Origin of the sequence: Pseudoalteromonas sp. BMB (genome assembly GCF_001709235.1) — a bacterium.
GTDB lineage: Bacteria > Pseudomonadota > Gammaproteobacteria > Enterobacterales > Alteromonadaceae > Pseudoalteromonas > Pseudoalteromonas maricaloris.
Window position 1 is genome coordinate 64,702 of the sequence record NZ_MBQA01000168.1, and the last position, 23,062, is coordinate 87,763.

Consider the following 23,062-nt stretch of genomic DNA (forward strand, 5'->3'; position numbering starts at 1 on the left):
CACACCGTTCTTCTCTGATTAATTTTTTTAGTTCAACATGATATACGATGATCACAGAGCTGTGATTCAAAATAGAGTGGTCGTCCGATAGATCAATTTAAATGACATATCGATGATGATGTCGACACAAGTCCTCATTGAGAGTACTGGAATCATGAATCTCTATTAACTGTTTTCAGTTCTGCCAGAATCCTGCTTTGTGACCACATGGTGATAAGAAATAATTAAAAATCACCAAATCGCCTATAGTTAGTGGGTATGCATGCACTGTTAATATTTAAGGTGGTGACATACCTAACCAAGGAGCTGCTTTTTGATATCATAACTTACAATGCATGTTACAGTTATAATCACGCTTTACAACCCAAAAAATGCAGAGCCAAAAAATTACGCGCCCCTGTTAGATATGTCAATATTTTTATATTTGAATCAACCCCATACTTGATTGATTTGTTTAAACCACACCAGCGGAGTCTCTATCCTGACTCTTTACATTATCGGCTAGGGCTTGCTTAGATCCGATTTGTTTATTATATCGAGTCTCTACAAGCTTGCCACTTTCCATAATCAATATCTTGTCGGCGATATGGAAATATCTATCATCATGACTTATCACGACAACCGCTTTTCCTTGCGCACGTAGTTCTGGCAAAATTTTATAATAAAACACTTCTTTAAATTCAGGGTCTTGATCCGCCGCCCATTCATCAAACAAGTACATCTCTTTATCAGCCATAAAAGCAACCAACAGCGACAAACGCCTTCTTTGACCATCAGACAAAGACGTGGTTGAAAAACGACCATCCACAATAGAAACCTTTTCAGTAAGTGCCAGCTCCTCCATAAGGTGTTCAATTTTTTGAACCGAAAGCTCATCTACATTGCCAAGAAGACGGTCAAATAGATAGTAATCCGAATAAATTGAACCGACAGCTTGCCTGCAGCTATTTAACGTGTCTCCGGATACTTTCGTCTGACCAAAATGAATTTCACCTTGTTTTGCGCCGTAATGCAAACTAATCACTTTTCCAAGTGTTGACTTACCTGAACCGTTACCACCCACAATGAACGTAAGCTGCGATTTTTCCACTTCAAAGCTCACCGGCCCTACGCAAAACTGGTTGCTATTCTCATTGGTGGCATATTGGAAACCTATGTCTTTAAAAGTGATCTCATTCCATGCGGGCAGGGTTTTGATCTCTTCACTCACTCCTTCATTGGGCATTTCTTCAATAAGCGTATCCAGTTTCTTTAGTGAAATTCGAGCTGTGACGATTTCGTGCGTAAAGTCCATCAAAGCAGCAAGAGGCGTAGCAATGTACAGCAGAACCATAATGACACTTATAACTTCGGCTGAACTAATCGCATTGTAATTAATGTAAACATAAGAGAGATAACCAATGATAAAGAAACTGATCAGGCCACCATAGTTAACAGCCACGCTGGTGACTGTGTAACCCGTTCTAGAAGCATTTAATACTGCATACTCATTTTCTAGTAGGTAGTCTTTAAAAAAACTATCTTGGCTTTGTTTATTTACTTTAAGCTCTTTGATCCCATAAATAAGCGCACGAATAGACTCATGCAACAAATCAACCTTGTCCCTAGATTTTATAAAGTACCAATTTCCGAAATAAACTAGCACCTGATAGAAAATAACACCTACGAATATCGCCTTGATTATGAAGTAAAATACATCTGCGTTTAGAAAAAATAAAAAGCCCAACATACCGATTAACGTCGCGGCATTTACCAAGATCATGGGGAAAGTTCTAGCCCCAAAAATCACTCTATCAACGTCAGTGATCAGGCCAGAAATCAGTCTAGAAGCGCCAACTCGCTCAACAGATTCAAGCGGTGCTTTCAGAATTCGTTTGTACAATTTAACTCTTAAGTCAGTTGTGATCTCCAAAGAAATTCGCGTCAAAATAACTTGAGAAATTATTCTGGCAAAAAGTACGAACAAACAGGTGAAAAAGAACAGCTGCGCTTTTTTGTAGTTAGACACTTCAAGTGAGAATACAGTTTGGATACCTGATTCCACGTAGCTTAACCCACTCGTATCTACCATCAAGCTATTTATTACCAAAGGGATTAACATACCATAGGCTATTCCGCCCAATGCGCCAAAAACAATAGATAGAAACATCAGGTTGGGAGATTTTATACTGAACGATTCGAATAATTTCATTTCGCTGACCCCTGTTTTTCTGCTGGGGTTAAAATCAGGACTTTTTGCGTATTACTGCTAAAGTCACTGGTTAATGAGTAATACTCAACATTGGCAAAAGGTAAAACCATATCATCATAGTGCTCACTCATAATGTGTGAAGATTGACCCATTGAGTTCATGTATAGGTGCTGTTTTTCTGTCATATTCATCTGAATAATTTGACGGAAACCGGCTCCAAAATTTTGAGCATAGCCTTTTGACTGGTCAAACCTAGCATTAGATACATTAATGCTTCCCGGCGTTCCTCCTGCTGGCTGACGTCGCTCAAAAAAACCTTGTAGCATACGAAATTCACTCAGCGGCATGTGAGCATACACACTGTAATGAAGCTCGCCCCATTTCCAATTGTTCATATTACTCCCCTTGAGCTTTTTCAGCCTCTTCAGGGCACTTTCTAATGACTTTGCCAAAGCTACATTACACGATTCAACGGTCTTGGTAGAACGGTAATCACACCAATTATACGCCTTATCAGCCAAAGCAAGTTGGATATGCTCAAACCCAATGCGATCGTGAATGCTATTGATGAAACGCTTAGTCCTGCCATTCCAGTAATCTGCCAAGTCATCTTGGAAAAGTTCGCCGCTCAGTAGTTCAAGCCAGATATACGCGATACTGCCTGCCACACTGTCTTTGCTCATATCACCATCCCAAGCCCTAAGCAGAGATATGACTTCTTCATGTTGTGGCAGTGTCCCTAACATATCCAATGCTTGGTTGAGTGTGCTATACATCCCTAAATCAACGGTATCCGCTTGCATATTCTGCATATTTTCCATAGATACCCCATTGGGCAGGTTTTGCTGTAATAGCTGTTCAATTCGCTGCGCACGAGACGGAGGAGCCCAATCGTGAGAAATAAAGTATGGATAGCTGTCGTCAATAACCTTATTATTTGCTGAAACGATATATCCATTTTCAGGATTCAAACTCATCGGCATATGTTCAGCCGGGATCACGCCGATCCATTTATGCTGAGCTTCCCAACCAGGTACAGGAAACCGACCATCACCTGTGTTTCTTATCGGTATTGCTCCTGCGCCTAGAAAGCCAATATTATCATCCGTGTCAGCATAAAGAAGGTTTAGAGTTGGTGCTACCATTTGGCTTAACGCCTGTTTAAATTCGTCCCAGTTCTGTGCATAACTGAGTTCGAATAAGGCATTATAGGTCGTGTCATCAAATTGTAAGCTCGTCCAACTTAAAGACACTGGATAATCAAAGCCAGAAACAACATCGCTAATAATAGGCCCCCGTACTGTCGAGCGAACCTCCACCTCAACGGGTTGGATCTTCTCATTGAGAAAAGCAGGGCTCTCTTCTTTTATAAGTATTTTCTCTGTCCTTGTCTCAAACTCTCGCCATTGATCACCATCTAAATACTTCTTAGTATTGGAAGGGTCTACTTTCTCGTAAAATAGGTCTTGAGTATCCGCTGTCATGCTGGTGCCAGCCCAAGCAATTTTTTCGTTTTTGCCAAAAATAACCAGCGGTAAACCCACTAAACTCATTCCACTTACATTTAATTTTTTCCCTTTTTGACTTACCACATACCAAAAAGAAGGTGCCTGAAGTCCCATGTGCGGATCAGCGGCAATTATCGGCACGCCATCTTTAGTATGCTGCCCTGATACAGCCCAAGCATTGCTGCCTACATACTCACCACCAATCTGAAGGTCCTCTTCTAACCCTTCTTTAATATTGAGTAAGCTGACCAATGCGTCTTTATTCTGCTCTACATCAAATTCAACATTAACAGGCGCGCCTTCTGGATAACTGGGAAACAATACAGATAACTGTTCCGTAGGTAACATTTTTTGTGCAGCATAAAATTCAGTCTCGGCCCACATACTTTGAGAAAACCCCAAAGCAAAGACCTTATACCAAGCAAGTGAGTCAACCTCTTCCCACTTTTCAGGTGTGATCCCGAACACTTTAAATTCTGGTGGTAGAGGTTGGTTTTGGCTTAAAAAGGCATTGACCCCTGATGCATACGCTTGTAGTGAAGCCCGTGCCTCTGGATTTAATTTAAGCAAAGCATCTTGCGCCGCACTTTTTAATTTTAAGGTACGCATCCAAATATCATAATCAAGATACGCCTTTCCAAATATTTCACTAAGTCGACCTTTAGCAATACGTCTTTGAATCTCTAGCTGCCATAATCGGTCCTGAGCATGTACGTAACCCATTGTAAAATAGACGTCATGATCACTTTCTGCCTCGATATAAGCGACACCATGATTATCTCTAGAAATACTAACGGTAGAATCAATACCCTCTATGACTTTATTGCCTTCAACTTCTGGTAGGCTACTTTCTAAGTATCTTAACACCAGTATTACTGATACCAGAGACGGTATTAGGATGAACAGTATCAACCTAAGCACCAACGGGTTCACTTTAAACACCTTATGTCCTTTGAATTATCTATTTCAGTTTATTAATAGCGCAGAAAACGCTAATAAAGCTTTAATCGTATCAATGCTCAGCTAATCAAGTTAACGCTTGATTGGCTGAGCATTGATTGACCATCTCACGCGTGAGATGAAAAATTATGAATTAAGCCTCGTAAACAATCGTTTCTTGAGCGCCGTTATGTGTATTTACAACACCAGATGACGAAAACTGCTCATTGGTCAGCATTCTAACGAATACCCCTGAATATGAACCACTAAATGAGAATATCCCCCAAACAGGGTGAAAGCTGGCGATCTTGTCGTCTAGCAATCCATGTATACAGCCTGGAATACAAAACTCCTGCGCAACATAATTGGCATTCTTCACAGCATCCAACACGACGGTTTGCCACTCATCATCGCCCATACTTCTGCCTATATATACATCTTTGCCACCATGACTAAAGTTCAATTTAAGCACAAAGTCATCTTTTGCACTAAGCAGAAGATCTTTCAATATATGCTCTTTCCCTTTGTACACACACACTTCTGAATCACTTTGAACACTCCAAGGGATATAACTCTGGATCTGCTGGCATTCTTCTGTTGTAAAATGAGTTTGACAGCGTTCCAATAGCAATGCGAGGTTACGTTTATCATTCAGTACTTCATGGAGTGGGCTGTCTGGTAGCACTAAGTTTCCTGCAAAGAAAGCATTGAGAATCTTTTCTCTATTTTTACTTTCAAGAGACAAAGGGCTCGTTGGCCCCATCACCATGATACAGTGGATTGCTTTATCTGATAGCGATACTCTGTCGTCTTCAAAGGAGAGTTGTGTTTCATCTGACAAAAACACAACTGACAATTTGCAGTCTAGGCTTTCAATTGCATGCGAAAATTGGTTATTGACGAACTCAATAACTGGAGATCCCATCATTTCTGCAGGAATAAATACAGCGATCCACCTTTCTTGATTCTCATCACTCACAACCGAATCTATTGCAAATTTGAGTGAATGTATTAACTGTATAATCGGATCCGTAACAGAAACTTGTGGGTGTTCAGCAAGAAAGTCACCAATGAAAGCCTGACTTCTATATACCTGATCATAAATACTACTTTCCCATCCGCCCATGTTAGAGCTGACATTAAGCTCCAGTACTTTCATCACATCTTCATTAACAACAATATCTGAGCGACACAGTATTTGCGACTCAATATCAATGTCGACGATTCGCTTTAAGATATCAGGTTCGATATCGTAAAATGCACTCGCGGCTTCAAGACTTTCTTCAACCATCCCACGGATCATTTTAACCGTTAATCGAATCACTTGTGCAGTGCATTCCGCCAACGATTGCTTTGATTTAGAATCAATGAATAAAGGAAAGGGGTTTAAGGTAACATTGGCATAATTATATTGATTAAAGTGCTCTAAATCATCGAACTTAATTTTGCCTTGAGAAGTGTTTTCCTCATTAACTTTTGTTAGAAAAGCCTGATTGATTGAAGACAAGGATGCTGCAAATTTTGTTGTTTGAATCATAAATATCCATTTCTCATTTTCGCTGAATGATGTTTTTATTTCTGAGATACGGCTTGCAATCCTACAGTGAACGTTAACCATGAAGTTACTTTTACTGATTAACAAGTTCATAAAACAGAGACGGAAATTTGTCTAGTAGTAACAATATTTGTTTATTACTTTGGATGATAACAATAGGCTGTATGCAAATTATTAGGACATTTATAATCAACTCAATACTTCTTGTCAAGTAAGGGGGGTACACATCCAAAAAGTATAAAGTTACTCAATTATCGTTCTCCCTTCGATAAAAAATAATAACTTTAAAAGAACACACACCTCCTTTTGTTCCCAAATTCACTAATTTCCGGCTTGAGTTTTGTGGCAAATCTCTGTTCATAAAAACGATGAATACAGCTATTTATACCTCTTGCAAAGCTAAAGCTTATGTGCGGGGTTTTCAAGAAAGTTTATAGCTGTTACACTCGGAAAAGATTTTTTTTATTTTTACATAGCAACATGTGAACTGAAGTTGTGGGAAGTATCTTTCCCATATAGATAGCCCTAGCTGTCACAATATCACTTCAATTTTATCTATAATCATTCGAATTCATACAAGGACCTAATTGTGCCAAATCCAAAAATAAAAATGCAGAATATTGCGAAAGTATTTGAAACCGAAGATATTGAAACACACGCCCTCAAAAATATAAATCTAGAAATTCAGGCTGGTGATTACATATCCATATCAGGTCCTTCTGGTTGTGGTAAGTCCACGCTCCTTTCTATCCTTGGTTTATTAGACTTCCCAAGCCAAGGTCAGTACTTCATTGATGGAGAAGATGTCTCAAGCCTGTCACTAGATAAAGCAGCGGCTATCCGAAATAGTAAGTTAGGGTTTGTTTTTCAATCTTTCAACTTAATTGATAGTCAGTCTGTCTACGACAATGTTGCACTTCCACTTCGCTATAGAAAAGATAAAGTTTCAGCAGAGGAAATGGAGCAAAGAGTCACCAAGTGTTTGCAAGCAGTAGAAATGCTACATAGAAAAGACCACAAACCTAATCAGCTCTCTGGGGGACAACAGCAACGAGTCGCAATTGCACGTGCACTGGTTCAGGATCCTTCAATTTTATTGGTGGATGAGCCAACCGGTAACCTTGACTCTAAAAGTGGCGAAGCAGTTATGAGCGTGCTAGACAAATTAAACAAGTCAGGTACAACCATATTAATGGTTACACACGACAGCAACCACGCCGCTATGGCCAAAACCCAGCTTCACCTTAGTGATGGAGTGATTGTAGAGGACGTAGAGTTGAGAGAAGTGGTATGAACCAATTTATATACCAACAAAAACAGGCTTGGGAAAACTTAAAGTCCAATAAAGGCTTTATTTCCGCTGTCGTTATGACTATGGGGGTCACATTAGGCGCTTTAATCTGTATCTTATCGCTCGCTTATTTAATGATACTCAAACCACTGCCTTATCCGGATCAAGAACGGCTGTATCGCATTGATCAAGATATGTTGAACGCAACAGGTCAAAAGGATATCACAGCATATACTTACCCTACCTTGTTACACCTATTTAAAGAACAAACAGAATTCAGCGACTCTGCGCTCATCTATCATGGTAGTAGTGTTAATACGGCCTCTGAGGAACAACTGACTACAAATATCGCATTTGTTACTCACCGATGGTTTCACTTAATTGGGGCAGAATATGCCTTAGGACGAGGGTTTGAGGAGTCAGAATCGGTTGGTAGCCATATACCAGTCGCCGTATTGAGCTATGACTCATGGTTAAAAGAGTTTAATCGCAACCCAGACATTTTATCTCAGAGCGTTACCTTTAACGGCGTCACCTACAAAATAATCGGTGTTTTATCTGAAAGTTTTTACGAACCACAGATCTATGAAATGGGTCGGAAAACGGCTGTATGGCTACCTTGGGAGTTTAACCCTGCTACTGAGCTAAAAGATAGCTGGGGCAGTATTCGCAATACATTTACTTTTGTCGGTAAACTGAATGATACGCTAACTGTGACTCAGGCAGAGCAACGAATTACTCAAATGATAGACAGTACATGGCGAAATAACGTCACCGATATACCCTTTTTCAGCGGCTGGAAAATAGAAATGAAGCTAGCTTCATTTGATGACATTATTCTCGGAGACAGTAAAGTAACTGCCTTTTTGTTATTGATAGGGATCATCGGCCTTATGGCTATCGCGTGTGTAAACATTGCAAACTTGTTTATTTCAAGAACAGTACATCAACAAAAAGAATTAGCGATCCACGCGGCATTGGGCGCCGCACCGTCACACATTTTTGGAAACTTATTTGCACAATCTATGCTTTTAATGTTTTTCTCTACCATAGTCGCACTTTTTGTTTCCGCATTTGGGTTTAGTTTATTCCAGCGCTATTTAAGTGATTTATTACCTAGAGTGGGTGAGCTGCAAATAGGGTTTGGCACTGTGTTAGTTGGTGTACTCTTAATGCTATTCTTCTCACTAATATTCACATGGGTTTGCAGTCGAATTATCAATTATCGAAAGCTCAACTTGTCTCTAAATTCTAGCGGAAAGGGGACGGGTGTTCAGGTTTCAGAGAAAAGCAGACTTATCCTGATTATAAGTCAGGTAGCCATAGCAACGACGCTGATATTTGGCAACCTCATTTTATTCAAAAATGCGATTAGTGCTATCAACACACCGCTCGGGATCGATATAGAGAATAAACACACGGTCAGCTTGATAGTTAGAGGAAACTCTTGGCCTTCTCTGTCTGAAACAGCGCCGTTTATGAGAGAGCTAATAGACGGACTATCAAGCTTTCCACAAATAGAAGAGATCAACCAATCGCCTCCCCCTTTAAGCCCTTTTGGAAGACGCGCGATTACGGTTGTTGCCACCAATGAAAAGCTGGGTCTAGAGCATCGTAATGTTGCTCCAAATTACTTCAAGTTCATGAAACAGCCTCTCCTTGAAGGCTCATCATTCACAGAAGAGCATGTTCAAAACTGGCGCTCTGCGATCATAGTCAACGATGTATTTGCCAAATCACTCGCCCCTGAAGGAAGTGCCTTGGGTATGCAAATAAGCTTTGGTGACAACCATACTGCAACAGTGATCGGTGTGGTAAAAAGCATGAGACTACCTGGTGAGAGCGAGATCCCTAAACGCGCTTACGGTCCGCAGTCTCCCGGATGGGCTCAGCTCATTATTAAGCTAAAAGATAATCAAGTGTTAGAAAGGCAAACATTGGTCAATTTGGTCAATGAAAATACTTCGTTGTATTCGCTATATGAATACCAAAACCTAGAAGAGGTGAAAGACAAGCGTCTTTTTGCTCAAATTACGACGGCCATCACAACTGCAGTATTATCCGCACTAACTCTGTTCCTAGCAGGCATTGGGTTATTTGGTATTCTGAGCTATGTGATTCAAATGCGTAAATTTGAAATTGGGATTAGAATGGCCATCGGTGCGAACCGTGCTGACATAATCAAATTAATCGTAAAAGAGAGCTTTGCTTCAGTCGCATTTGGCGTTGTATTATCGATTGGGATACTCATTACCGTGTATACAACATTTGAGCAACAAATCCTTGCCCTTGAATTGCAAGGTGCGATTGCACTATTTGCGCTGACGTTGGTTATGATTTTCTCCTTGTCGCTGTTTTCTTGTTATGCGCCGTTGAGAAAGTACATTAACCGCCCCTCCATTCATTGTTTAAGAGGCGCCGATTAAACGTAGCAAGGCGCGTTAACAAACACTATGCCCTTGAGGTGTTCAAGGGCATATATGAAATTATCCAAAAAGCCTCTCTACCATCCAACCCCATTTCCTATTTGTAACTCCCCCCAATTTAGTACAACTATTTCGTAGCTGGCAATAACTTCGCCACTTCAATGATATTCCAAAGAAAGGTCGATACCCCATTTTTTAAACTTCTTTAAATTGTAAGCGCTATAAGAGAGCCGATGGTGTAATCATTCTGCAGACACTTAGCTTAGTTAATTCACCTAGTCGCGGAAATAATAAAACAAGAATGAATTTGAAAAACGATTAGATAAGTGAACCGCAATCGACTATTGTAACTACGTATAAAAATCAAGCTACTTACGAATTCACATTGTTCGCTAGGTATTCACCTCGAAATCCAAGAGAATTGCATGTATTAAGAGTACACCTACTTCTAAATTAAAGCCTTTGATCAGTTTTTCAAACTTCTGCAAAGGTACTTCATCATATTGCTTTCATCAAAGTAGACGAGTGTGGTGCCATTGGCCTTCATGATGACTCAGAGACTAATTACTGCGTTGGTCGCTTTTGAGCTTAGATATGTCATTTTCCGAAGAGCCAAAAGTGGCAGGCATTTGTCATTATTCAACTGAATAATGACAAATGTGAGTTACAAGCTAATGGTTTTTAGCGTTTGATTCCAACACATCCATTATCGCTTTATCCAGCTGTTGTTGAATGCTGTCCGGCAACCGGGAGAATTCATACGCAAAAGTGCGACCACTCATTTTTTTTCGGGCATAAACTCCAGCGCTTTTATATTCTTTTAACTGAGTCACCTTCACAGCTTTTGTTTTAGAAACACTGAACTCTAGCTCCTTCAATCCGCTTTGGATCAGCTCGAAGATAAACTGTTTACGCTCTACCTCTCTATTACTCTCTCCACTATCCAAAGCAGCCTTAACCGACTGAACAAGTGTAACCATATTACCACCGAGCATTTTTTCGATTTTTCCAAGCTTTTTGAAGTCCTCAAACGTTAATTCGTCCAAGGTTCCAAATAGCAGAACCAACTCATCACTCACGTTAGCACACGTCAGTGCCCTACTCACCTTGGCCTGGCTAACCCCTAATTGCTTAGCCAACTCTACTTGACCAATATCTGGCAACTCCGACTTTATTGCCAACGCTCTTTTACCAATCTCACGCAAAGAGTGCTCTTTTGATGTCTGCAGCTTCTTAGCAAACTCTCTTGCTTCAGCCACAGACAGTTCATCTTTAGTAATTAACAATCGAAACTTAGCAATTTTCGCATTGGCGAGTAAAAACTTTGCACGACGACGCGAGCCATCAAGAATTTCAAATTTATCATCGACAGCCCTAGCAATCGCTGGATAAAACTGCTGATCAGCCAAACTATCCAAATCTGAGAGCGACTCTTTATTTAAGTAAGTTTGGTCACGCCCATTTACGTTAAACCTTACAAAGGTTTGATCACGGATTGTTTCGTAATCAAGCTCCACTTCATAAAATGTAACAACCCTGCCTGAGTCTAGTTTCCAATCGTACTTCTTAGGATCGTTAACTATACCGAATCTATCCTGTAACGTTTCACGTAAGTCGACCCCCATCGCACTGGAGCACTCAGTCAAATCGTTAAATATTTTATCAAGTTTAAACTTACTTGCCGCATTTGCAGCCTCTTGGCCACCAGGCGTATTGCCTAATGGATTTACGCCAAACGGGTCTCTTTTTTTCGCCATAACTACTACCTACCCCACACCATTTTAACATCACTAAGCACTTGCAACGTGACTTCTTTTGCGTTTGTCACAGCACCAGCAAAAGATAGCTTACTCTTGGGGTAAGAGCTCTTTGAAATGTCGAATACAGTACACAAAACACTTGAGCATACTTTTATCGATTCAGAATGTTTAAATTCCTTTGAATAAATATGGTGAGAAAAGAACTCATTAAAGCGACTTTGCAACTCAGCTGTGCCGTTGGAGGATTTATAATTTGTAAGTAATACCTTCATAAAATCATACCCTGGGTGTCCAGCACCTGCTATTAGTTCCCACACTTGCGGTATAAAGCTAAAATATGAGCACGTGGCATCAATATCATTTTCTGTTACCGATACAGGGAATATTACACTCGTTCCCGCAAAGTATGAGTTAATTGTACCAAAACCTAAAGAGGGGGGAGTGTCGATTAAAATTATATCAAATTCATCATCAACTAAAGACAATACTTCGTTGAGTCGAGTATATGGTGATTCTAAAGTCCCGTCATGTGAGGCTTTATGAAACCACCCCTCAATTGAGCGATCACTCTGAGTAGCCGGCAAAACGCGTAAATTAGGAATAGTTGTTTTTAAAAACGATGATGACACAACATCCTTTAGCGTCTCGCCTTCATCCAACTCGTAATTATTAGTCAGCAAGTCGCCAACTGAAAAGCAATTTTGTTTTCCTGCCTCAGGCGCATAATAGATGGAAGCCGTACTTTGCGGATCCATATCCACAAGACCTATTCGAAACTCTTCATGAAACTCAGTTGCAAGGCACGCAGCGACGGTGACAGATGCAATGGTTTTACCGACACCGCCTTTTTGATTTTGGATAACAATGCGCTGAGTCTTCTGATGGAGCGCCCTTTTAAATTTAGGGGCTTTTCGCTTATCTTCAGGGATCATATTACGAACACAGTACAACTCTTCAATGGTTAAAATCCAAGCAGCATCAATGTGCCGCCTAGGGTCAATACCAGCTTTGTCCACATACTTATCGAGCGTCTTTACATTGATGCCCAGATGCTCTGCAGCTTCAGCTTTACTAAAAGTTCGTACATCTTTTTGAGATTCATCAAGTATCTTTGAATTTCGAAATTGAATATAAGCCTCTGCATTAGCGCCCAAATCATAAAAAAGCTGTGCCGTAGATTCTCTGCTCATTGTTTTCTCCTTAATGATTACATTTTCATAATACACCGCAAAATTTAAAATGCGAACCAAAAATTGAGGTATAGTTTAAAAAAAAGAACCATAACTCATAATAAAATGGGCTAATAGTTAAAATAGTGCTAAGGATGAATGATGTGTCTCTTAAACACGCTTGCAATCGAATAAATAGCGCTTAAGTCATAGGTATTGATAAATCTCCTCACATACACGCGAATTCAAGTCTGAAGTGCACCACTCGCTAAATTAGGCTGCTTTGCGTAATTCATCGAATATCTCACTCTCTCTAACTGCATATCCCCCTTAAAAGCAATTTCCTTGTCATTATTTAGCTGAATAATGACAAATTCAATATCCACTAATAAAATGAGTAAACCTTCTTCTACAGTGCAAGTTCATCGAATTATCATCCGCAGAAAAGATTACGGATAGAGGGGAGGGGGTGCCAATCTGAAGATCGCTTTATATTTTACAACAGCACAGATTCCATACAAAGCTGAATCCCATAACCGACGATTTATCTCCAGTAAATGCGTCTTAGTAATGCATTTACCACACCGTAGATCCAGAAGAGGGGCTTTAGCAAGTTGTAAAGCAACAAGGGTTACCTTAAAAGTGTGCCATAAGAGATTCAAGTCTCGATTTGAGCAATATAGTTTATTCCTTACAAAAGAAAGCAAAACAGGCACACACTAAGGTCGAAACTAATATCTTATGTAAAAGGCAATCGATGCCTCCCGCTTCGATAGAATACTACAACATATCTTATTGCCTTTCTGACATTGTTTTGCCACAGAGGTTTACTAAATATTGAATTTGTTAAAAAGTGTCTGCGCATGAGCCGCTTTTTAGCAACAGAGAAATTGTGAATTTAAGAGCGCAATACAGCCTTTTATTAAAGTAATAAATTGTGCAGGTCCACAAAGCCAAAGAGATTTTATACCAGCCAAATAGTCAATCAAAGTCCTTAGTGAAGTGAAGCAATGCTCTATCGTTTGGTTGCGAGTTCAACAGTGATAGAAATGATAGTCGCAATACAAAAGATTAATAAAAACTAAATCCAATAATAGATGTTGTGCGCATGTAAGTCTTGCAAATTAGTTTGCAAGACATCGCTGACCAATGCTTTTTTAATGGCTATAGTTACCAGACACGCTCACTTAACTCAATCTAAGAATGCTCTTTATTCGCACCACATGGAGCGTAATTAAAAATTGAATAGCCTTCAGCGCAGCCATTTTCTCCCCTTAATAGATGAGCAAAACTAAACTCATGCAAGATTTGGAACCAGCTCTATTGTGCTTCGAGTGCTTACGCTTTCAAATTGAGAGAGGTAATTAACCTGAGGTTTGGATAAGGAATGAGCTAACTCATTGTTTTTAATAACACATTAAATTATACCCTTATCTAGCCAGACAGTTTTAGGGATAACAAGGCGAATTTACGCACCAATAGCTGGCTATTGGAAGTGAATTCAACGCAGTTAGCGCTAAAACAGGCTGCTAGAAAGGCATTAATTATCCGAAGCTCAGGTTAATTACATCCAAACTTTTCTACCAGCGTTGAACTTTGGTTGAGCATTCCAAAACGCTTTAAACCTCGGGCAAAGTATGGAATAAAAGGTGCTTTAAGAATAAGGAAAACATGCTAAATCTACACCCGAGCTGAAACAGAATAAGGTAGATTTCAACTCACACATCAGAGTCGTCAGTGCCCCTAATAAGTATTATGCGAGGTTATCGAGGGTTTGATGATTACAACCAGCAAGTATTTGTAACGGTGTTTGGTTTGTGCAAGGCTATCTAAAAGCTGGACTACATTCATATCTGTTTGATTCACTTCAGCCAGTTTTTTGCATTACAGATAAAGGCCAAAAATTTATAATTGTGAGCGCTTGCACTGTGCTCTGGGGGAGCAATCTACAATGGGGTATTTCGAGAAATATTATTCTACTAACGTAAGTTGTACTAAATATGGCGCCATTACATTTCGGAATAAATAGGTATGAATATATTCGAAAACTAAACCTACCGTATGCCTCGACTAATACTTCCTAAGCCAGTAGCCTGCAAAAATCTCACATGCCAGTGTTTCCTTTCAAACAGCCACAAGTCGCCTTTATTCTTACTCTTTTATTTGTGCACCTTCACTTAATGCAGCAGATGCCTTAGCTAATCGCGCTTTGTGTTGCTTATTTAGTTTTAATACCTCGTCACAAAAGCGCTCTGTTGGATGTATCTCATATTTGTAGTCCACAATCACACCTGAATCATCTTTAACATTTTCGATGATATAACTTTCTATAATATCAGACTCAATAAAGTCCTTCATTGTTGTTGTCATGTCGCGGCGAATAGCCGTTAACCTGTTAGGAATCTCTTTTTCAGAAGTGATTGAGCCAAATTTAATCGACATATTAACCAGCATAAAATGATATGTTTTTCCCACTGCAGCATATTTAAATACTTGATACAGTCGCAGTGCCAACCATCTACTCAAGGAGCGCTTAAATGATTGAACTCGATCAAAGTAATAACTTCTATACGTCAACCCTTCTATTTGTTGAGACATAACTTCGTTTAGGAATGCAATGCACTTAACAGTAGACTTTCCACTAGCACCAGAGAAGTGAATACTACTGATGTAGTTCATTCTTGACTCACTATACGATTCAATATCTCCATCAATTTCTTGATATTGCATAGATAGTTCAGCGCCTTTTAAGATTATCAAAGACTCTTTAATCTCATTCACAGAAAGTGTTTGAGATACAGATTTCAACTCAGTTTGCAATTCTCTGAGCGTAAACACGATAGCATACCGCTCACCAATTCTGCCTGATATTTTGACAATTTTACCTTGGGCACCAAGCCTGATTAAAGCTCGCTCTACTTTTTCTTCACGATCGGATGGCCAAGCCAAATAGTCAGTATCTTTACCTCTGATAAGGGCAGGGGAGATCTCTAGCACCCCCTCATATAAGACATTATCTATTTTTTCAGAAACTTTACGAGACACGATAACTTTGTTATTCGCTTCAGAAACAGGAACTTGCTCTCGTTTGTGCCTAATGAAACGTGACCACAAATCGTAACCAACAAACGTATTACTTATTGGGCTACGTAAACCAGCATTAGAAATTTTACTTTCAACAAACAAAGAAAGCTGCTGCACCTGTTGAGCAGTTTCAATGTGTTCTATATCTCTTCTAACCGAAGAAGGTAGATTACTGAGTGATACGTTTTTCATTTAAGTTATTACACGTCTGTATTACACCATTTAAAGTTACAATATTAGTCACCCAAATTAAACTTAGACACCGTATAAAACATGTAGTAAATCTGATCTATTTTAAGAAAACATGTAGTAAATCTGATCTGCTTTAAGAAAACATATAGTAAATCTGATCTAAAAAGACAATTTCCTCGTTTGTAAACCACCAACATACCTAACGCCATGTAGTAATTGTGGCCTAATACAATTGATCTGTGACAAGTAAGCTTATAGACATGTAGTAATTGTGATCTTGTAAAGCGCTAAAAGTCGCTTGCGAGCCTCTAAACATGTAGTTATTCCGATCTGTACCGCTTTAAAGGCAACCTAAAGCTTTTTAGACATGTAGTAAATTTGATCTGTACGACTAAAATGGCGGCGAGAACTTTTAGCCAGGTAGTAATTTTGCTCTGTCATAATTTGCAACTAGCTTAAAGCTTCTAAACATGTAGTTATTTTGATCTAAACGCTCCATATAGGTGATAGCAAGCACCTAAACATGTAGTAACTTTGATCTATAATGCTTTAAAAGTAGCTTGCAAACTTCTAGACATGTAGTAATTTTGATCTGTAATACTTTAGCAGGCAGCTAACCTATTTCTAAACATATAGTAATTATGATCTGTAGCATTTTACAAGGTCTACACGGTTCTAGACATATAGTAATTATGATCTGTAGCACTTTACAAAGCCTACACGCTTCTAGACATATAGTAATTTTGGTCTGTAGTGCTTTAAAAGTAGCTTGCAAACTACTAGACATGTAGTAATTTTGATCTGTAACACTTTAGCTGGCAGCTAACCTATTTCTAAACATATAGTAATTATGATCTGTAGCACTTTACAGGGTCTACACGCTTCTAAACATGTAGTAATTTTGATCTCTACTTACTTCAGGCTGCAAGACATAGAGTAAATTTGTCCTGTAACAACTGACACGATGCAAAACATAGCGTAATTCTGATCAGTATGACCACAACTCACTGTTCAGGCTTTGGGCATAATAAGTCAAAAATCATACGTAATCCCCTTATTTGAAAACACGAAGTCCTTTACCCACTACCTGCTTGATGAATCTGTTAATAAATGATTTCCTCTGACAAAAAAGTGGCTTGTCGTTGTGATGGCCAAATTCACTTACATCTGAAAGCCATCCAGACCTTTCAGATGCACAACCATATGGTAATTCTGATCCAGATTATGTGGATAAGCCAAGTCAAACATAGAGTAAACTAGATCTAAACTGATCGTAGATCAGATCTACTATATGAATTTCATAAATATCAATGTTCTACTACATGAATTTGTGTATAACTTTTCACAAATTCATGTAGTAAAATTGATCTCAAATGCCTTTCTGTGGGTAATAATGTGCATAAGTAAAAACATTTTTACTTGAAAGATCTATTACATATAGTAAATTTGATCCAAAACATGTAGTAAACATGAACTGAACATGTAGTAATTCTGTTTTGAAATATTGTGAAATATTAATATATAACAATAAGATAAGCTTTATTTCAGCGACTCTAGCCTTTATACCTTAGATTTAACCATATTTAACCTTATTTATAACCTTATAGGGGTAAACTAGATTCTATAAGCGTCATTTTAACTGACTCTGATTGTCAGTCCACATGGCAAGTTCGTGCATACAAATTTGGGTTTCAAGCAAAGTCATGTGAATGAAAGTTGACTACAAAGATAGAAATTGAACAATGAAAAGTACTTGGTACTTTTCATTGAGCATCAAGTACTTTATTTACTAACTACTGGATGTTCTTCAAAAACAGTCACTACAACAGCACCATTAGCAGCATTTATTACCCCACTTTCTTCAGCACTAATAAAAGCTCGTAATGTAGATCCTCCATATTCCCCGTTAAAATCAAACAAACCCCAAACAAACGGCGTGGAGATAACCTCAAGATCAGCATTGAATGTAGGTAATAAATCACTTGGGTAATATTGTTGTATTATCCAATCAGATGTGTTTTCTACATTATTGAGTAAAGCCAGCCAGGCATCCTCTTCCATGAATCGGCCAATGTAGACATCCTTACCTTGTAAAGAACAACGCTTTTTGAGTACATAATCATCTTTATTGTTTTTAATATCAACTTGTGAACTTGAGGCAAATGAACCATCAAGATAATGGTCCAAACGAATACTCCACGGTACATATTTGACAATCCACTCTCTGATTGATTGTGGTTGTTGTTCTAGGATCCTAGGATCGTGTAGTAAAGCCATTATTGACTTATCGCATAATAGTTCATTCAATAAACTATCAGAACAAAATATTTTGTTCTGCATATGTGATACTAGCAGTTGTTCGTGTAACTCTTCACTTGAGATATACTCAAGCGTCAAAAGGGCGTCTAGCGGAGTATCACCATGGTATACCCCTTTATCGTCTTGAACAGATATGCACTTCTCATTACAAAGCAAATGAATATGACCTTGTTTGTATTGTTTTGAATTAAGGTAAATACTATTAAGGAAATTATTATAAAAGCTGGTTCTTTCTGTGTCGTTGTAATTTTCCTCTGGTATGAGAACACCAATATTTCCACTTAGTTCCTTTTTCTCCAAAGCAGCAATGTGGGTCGCTAAATTATTAAACATACTCTCAACTATAGATCGATAAGTAATTGTATCTTGTGCAAAGAGTCCAGTTTTATTGAGGTACTCCAGCTGCATAGGAGCAAACATATCAAGTTCCCAGCCACCAATATTTGCTCCTCCATTAACTTCAAGCAATTTTAAAGCCCCGTTGGTTTGTAACACGTCATGGCGAAAAACCCCTCTAGAGATATCAAACTTCGAATTGCTAAGCAGTTGATGCAAAGACGCATTATCGAAATACTCTAAGAATAATGATTTGTTCTGAACGCAAAGCTCGAAACTGCTCTGTAAAGATTCAAATAGGCCAGCGTAAAACTGCTCAAATTGGTTAACATCATTTTCTGTTATAAAGTAAGAGTTTTCTGAAGATTTAAAGTTCATCTCTTGTGCATATGGATTATGAATATTGCTCGTAACTCTATCTTTCGTGTCATAGATATAGTCCACTAGCTTCTGAGTGTTAGTGTTTTGCATTAGTTTCCCTCAATCAAAGTTTATATAATTCGCAACAAGGCGAATCTTTGGTTTTTTGTGATTATCGGTGTTTTCTGTATTTTAATGTTTCAACAGCGTTATCATAAACATTTTTGGTTAACATGTTGTATGATTGTGTATCAAACTACCTATTTTTTGATATGCAACAACTTATAAATCCGTTCCTGATATGATAACAGGTATCTACTATCCTTTCGAGTAAAACAAAAGCGCTGACTGTAAGCGCATATTTAATTGGAACAACATGTATTACATCAAATGACCATAAGTTGAGCTTGGGCTATGTGCATTATTTGAGGTATGTGAACACTGATCTGTACCTAAAAATATAGGAACAATGGCCCGTCATGCAACATTTTTGATTAAGTCTATTTGAACTGGCGTACTAACGTGACGCTTTACATCCATCACTAAAAACAGATGAAAGGTTAATATTTCTGTGACCTCAAATTTAAACATTAGGTCAAATTATCGCTGGTAGCATGCTACGCATTGTGTTATAAATTCAAAATTATACTAGCGCTGACAAAGACAGGCGTCCCTTAATGGCTGGTGTATTTCTAGCTAAAATTGAGTAAAAAGTATTTCTGCAAAAGATAAGCATAACAATAATTATTGATGTTTATTTGTCAATGACACTGTTCATCTCACGCGTGAGATGAACCATCTACAAATTTTCACGTCGTCGACTTTTCAGAAATCTATAGGCTTCTAGTGCTTTGAAGCTGTTTAAGGATAATTTGAATTAGTGTGTGGTCACCACTTTATAAAATGACAAATTCAAAAAACATCCTTGTTGTTGGGTGTTGTAATTCAAAATAAATCATTTTTACGGCTTGTTATAGTGCATAGCCAAAGGCATTTTCGTGTACCTGCTTTGTTGTATCCAAATCGGTTATTAGGACACTTGTGCTGTGAATTGAATTTTCAGTCTGAATTTAGTTACGTTAATGGCTTCAAAATTCAGTCTTAGTAGCACTAGAAATAGAATTACAAGTAGTGTTTTTCACTTTCAAATTTTGATGGGTACTAAATGATACTTAACACTGAGTTTAGTAAGATAGATCACATTGCTATCGCAGTCAGATGCTTAAAATCGAGCATCCAATATTATACAGAAACTTTGGGGTTCAGATTAGATGTAACTCGAGAAACCAAAGGTGAGTATTCGGGAATGCGATCGGCAGTACTATGGTCTGGCGATTTTTCTATTGTCTTACTTGAAGCTATCGGAGAAAAATCTCAAGTCGCTAAGTTTATTGACGAATTTGGCCCCGGGGTACAACACGTTGCATTTAAAGTAGAAAATATTGAAAAAGTGAGGGAGACGCTGCTGGTCAGAGGAATTGAGTTCTCAACCAGTATTATTAAGGGGCCTGGCTTGAAACAGATGTTTACTCACAGGGATACCAATTCTGGAATGATGTTCGAATATATAGAGAGGATTGGGGAAAATGACTTTAATGAAGACAGTATAAACGAGCTGTTCAAACAGCTTGAATCGCAGAATGCATATTAATAAAGGCCTATGATGAGCGACAGTAATCAAGTAATGAATTTCTTAAATGAGGTGAGCAGTCAATATCCAAAGGCAACATCATTAGCCTCTGGTCGACCGCTGGACTGGAATTTTAGCCTTGATTTGATGAGAGAGTACCAAGATGTATATTGCAACTTTGCTGCAAAGAGGCTTCGCGTAGATCGAAGCGAAATCGAAAAGCAGCTGTGTCAATATGGTAGTACAACTGGAGTTATCAATGAACTATTGTGCCAAAGCCTCATCAAAGATGAAGACATTGTCTGTAAACCAGAAGACATTTTGGTAACCAATGGTTGTCAAGAAGCACTCACTTTGCTCGCTTTAGAGTTTTGCAAGTCTGATAGTGATACTTTGTTAGTCTTTGAGCCTTCTTATATCGGTTTTACTGGCGCCTGCTCTATCACGAGAACACATGTGGAGCTTATCCCATCACAGGGCTCAACTATTTGCTTTCAAAGCTTACAGAGTAAAGTTGAGAGCATTATTAAAAATGGTAAAAAACCAAGAGCGCTATATATTAATCCTGATTTCTCAAATCCATTAGGCATGTGTTTAACAAAATCAGAGCGTTTGAAACTACTTCAGTTCTGCCATCACAATGGGATTTCGATCATAGAAGATAACCCTTATGGGCAGTTTTACTTTGGTGATTCAAAGCCCGGCACCTTAAAGTCCCTCGATAAATTTAATTTAGTTTATTATGTTGGCTCATTTGCGAAAACAGTGGCGCCCGGTTTGAGAATTGGCTATGTAGTATGCCCAAGAGAGCAGGAGCAACGCTACGAGTCACTTAAAGCAGCCAAAAGCATGATCAGTGTGAATACCAGTCAGTTAATGCAAGCTGTGGTAGGGGGTTTTCTTATCAAACATGATTACTCTCTAAATACTCCCTTGGCTGAACTTAGAAAAGCTTATAAGGGCGCGAGAAACATTGTATTAGATGTACTGCAAGAGCGATTTGAAAAAGTGTCAGGTGTGAGTTGGAATTCGCCAGATGGCGGATTTTTTCTCGTGATCACTCTGCCATTTGAGTTTACTCAGAAAGAGGTTGAAGAATGTGCTTCAACACAGAACGTAATCTGTATGCCTGTGAGCTTTTTTACTTCTGATAACAATCATTATTGGAACAATTCGATTCGTATTGCGTTCAGTAATATCTCCGGTGAAGAGTTGCGAGCAGCGACTGAGCGTTTATGTGTTTATATTTTAAGTAAAATGAGTCACCAGTAATGAGTACAACGTATAAAAAGGAAGAGTTAGCGAAGATTATGCATCTCAAACTTGCTCAGCTAGGTGTTGACAAGGATCAGGCTGATCTTTTAGTGAGTGGTTTGGTTGATACCTCCTTAAGAGGGATCGATACGCATGGGATAAGGTTATTCTCTGTCTATGTTCAAGAATTTATGCATGGTAGAAGCCGTGTGTCACCAGAGTTTAAGTGGGAACAGAGAAAACGTGCAACGAGCTTGTTAGACGCGGGCCATGCGAATGGGGTCATTGCTGCGTCAATTGCGATGGAAAAAGCACAATCTCTTGCTGAGCAACATGGTATTGGCAGTGTGGTAGTTAAAAATACGAATCACATTGGCGCTGCTTCTGTTTATACTTTAAGAGCTGCAGAAAAAGGACTAATTGGCATATGTATGACCAATAGTGACCCACTTGTCAGTATTGATAATTCCAGCAAAGCATTTCTTGGTACAAATCCTATTGCAATTGCGGCGCCTGGACTGGGATCCGATGTTTTTAATTTGGATATGGCTACTAGTCAAGTTGCATACTCAAAAATAAGAAAATGTGCCCAGCAAGGAGAGCCGATCCAGGATAACTGGTTGTCAGGTGATGTGGCAAGTGGTGACTTTGCTCTGCTTCCTTTGGGCGGTTATAAAGGTGCAGGGTTGGGGATGATGGTGCAAATCCTTACGGCGTTGCTCGCTGGAGGACCACATGATATCGAACTAACACATTTATATGATGAACCTTTTAATGAGCCAAGGGAAATCACGTGTACGTTTATCTGCATAGACCCTGCGTCATTTATGGAGCCAGGTATATTTTATCGCCGTATGAGTGAGTTTATGACGATAGCACGAGCCCATTCCGATAATGTTACGCTGCCTGGGGATAAAGAAGCAGAAAGCTACAAGTTTCGCTCGATAAATGGTGTGCCAACCTCAGAAGAAGAATCTGCTTGGTTGGAAGGTTACAAAAAAGAGTTTAATAAAAGCCTGTGAAACAATGCACAAAGAATGTATTGATT

Annotated in this window: 12 protein-coding genes; 5 read left to right on the forward strand and 7 right to left on the reverse strand. The window is 38.8% G+C overall.

Annotated features, from left to right (window positions below):
* Positions 1-454: 454 nt before the first annotated feature.
* The 3 genes from BB427_RS13865 to BB427_RS13875 all read right to left on the reverse strand — a co-directional run bounded on the left by BB427_RS13865 (position 455) and on the right by BB427_RS13875 (position 6,175).
* The gene (locus BB427_RS13865) at positions 455-2,191 is read right to left on the reverse strand and encodes a cyclic peptide export ABC transporter (protein WP_069021271.1); all 1,737 of its coding nucleotides are present in this window, start codon (positions 2,189-2,191) and stop codon (positions 455-457) included.
* A complete protein-coding gene (locus tag BB427_RS13870; RefSeq protein WP_175401283.1) occupies positions 2,188-4,566 on the reverse strand; it encodes a penicillin acylase family protein in 2,379 nt (792 codons plus the stop codon). Before BB427_RS13870 ends, BB427_RS13865 begins: the two co-directional genes overlap by 4 nt.
* Positions 4,567-4,792: 226 nt before the next feature.
* The gene (locus BB427_RS13875; protein ID WP_069021274.1) at positions 4,793-6,175 is read right to left on the reverse strand and encodes a hypothetical protein; all 1,383 of its coding nucleotides are present in this window, start codon (positions 6,173-6,175) and stop codon (positions 4,793-4,795) included.
* A 628-nt stretch (positions 6,176-6,803) separates the two neighbouring features.
* On the opposite strand from BB427_RS13875, the gene BB427_RS13880 reads away from it, so the two are divergent.
* Both BB427_RS13880 and BB427_RS13885 read left to right on the forward strand, forming a co-directional pair.
* Positions 6,804-7,487 carry an ABC transporter ATP-binding protein gene (locus BB427_RS13880; protein WP_069021299.1) on the forward strand — a complete coding sequence of 228 codons (684 nt, stop codon included), beginning with the start codon at positions 6,804-6,806 and terminating at the stop codon, positions 7,485-7,487.
* Complete coding sequence (locus BB427_RS13885; RefSeq protein WP_069021275.1) at positions 7,484-9,910, forward strand: ABC transporter permease; 2,427 nt, start codon at positions 7,484-7,486, stop codon at positions 9,908-9,910. The genes BB427_RS13880 and BB427_RS13885 overlap by 4 nt, the downstream gene beginning before the upstream one ends.
* Before the next feature lie 671 nt (positions 9,911-10,581).
* Here BB427_RS13885 and BB427_RS13890 read toward each other — a convergent pair.
* The 4 genes from BB427_RS13890 to BB427_RS13905 form a co-directional block, all read right to left on the reverse strand.
* Entirely contained in the window at positions 10,582-11,667 is a 1,086-nt protein-coding gene (locus BB427_RS13890) for a ParB family protein (protein ID WP_069021276.1), read from the reverse strand.
* A 5-nt stretch (positions 11,668-11,672) separates the two neighbouring features.
* Entirely contained in the window at positions 11,673-12,860 is a 1,188-nt protein-coding gene (locus tag BB427_RS13895; protein ID WP_069021277.1) for a ParA family protein, read from the reverse strand.
* Between the two features lie 2,130 nt (positions 12,861-14,990).
* Positions 14,991-16,115 (reverse strand): hypothetical protein, encoded by a 1,125-nt coding sequence (locus BB427_RS13900; protein WP_069021279.1) that lies wholly within the window; start codon positions 16,113-16,115, stop codon positions 14,991-14,993.
* A 1,782-nt stretch (positions 16,116-17,897) separates the two neighbouring features.
* Positions 17,898-19,241, reverse strand: coding sequence for a hypothetical protein (locus BB427_RS13905; RefSeq protein WP_069021281.1), 1,344 nt, complete (start codon positions 19,239-19,241; stop codon positions 17,898-17,900).
* A 1,054-nt stretch (positions 19,242-20,295) separates the two neighbouring features.
* Between BB427_RS13905 and BB427_RS13910 the strand changes: the two genes are divergently transcribed.
* From BB427_RS13910 to BB427_RS13920, 3 genes are read left to right on the forward strand one after another with little or no spacing between them, the layout of a single operon-like run.
* Entirely contained in the window at positions 20,296-20,781 is a 486-nt protein-coding gene (locus BB427_RS13910; protein ID WP_069021283.1) for a VOC family protein, read from the forward strand.
* A 33-nt stretch (positions 20,782-20,814) separates the two neighbouring features.
* Positions 20,815-22,032 (forward strand): aminotransferase-like domain-containing protein, encoded by a 1,218-nt coding sequence (locus tag BB427_RS13915; RefSeq protein ID WP_175401284.1) that lies wholly within the window; start codon positions 20,815-20,817, stop codon positions 22,030-22,032.
* Entirely contained in the window at positions 22,032-23,036 is a 1,005-nt protein-coding gene (locus BB427_RS13920; protein ID WP_069021287.1) for an Ldh family oxidoreductase, read from the forward strand. The genes BB427_RS13915 and BB427_RS13920 overlap by 1 nt, the downstream gene beginning before the upstream one ends.
* Positions 23,037-23,062 lie beyond the last annotated feature (26 nt).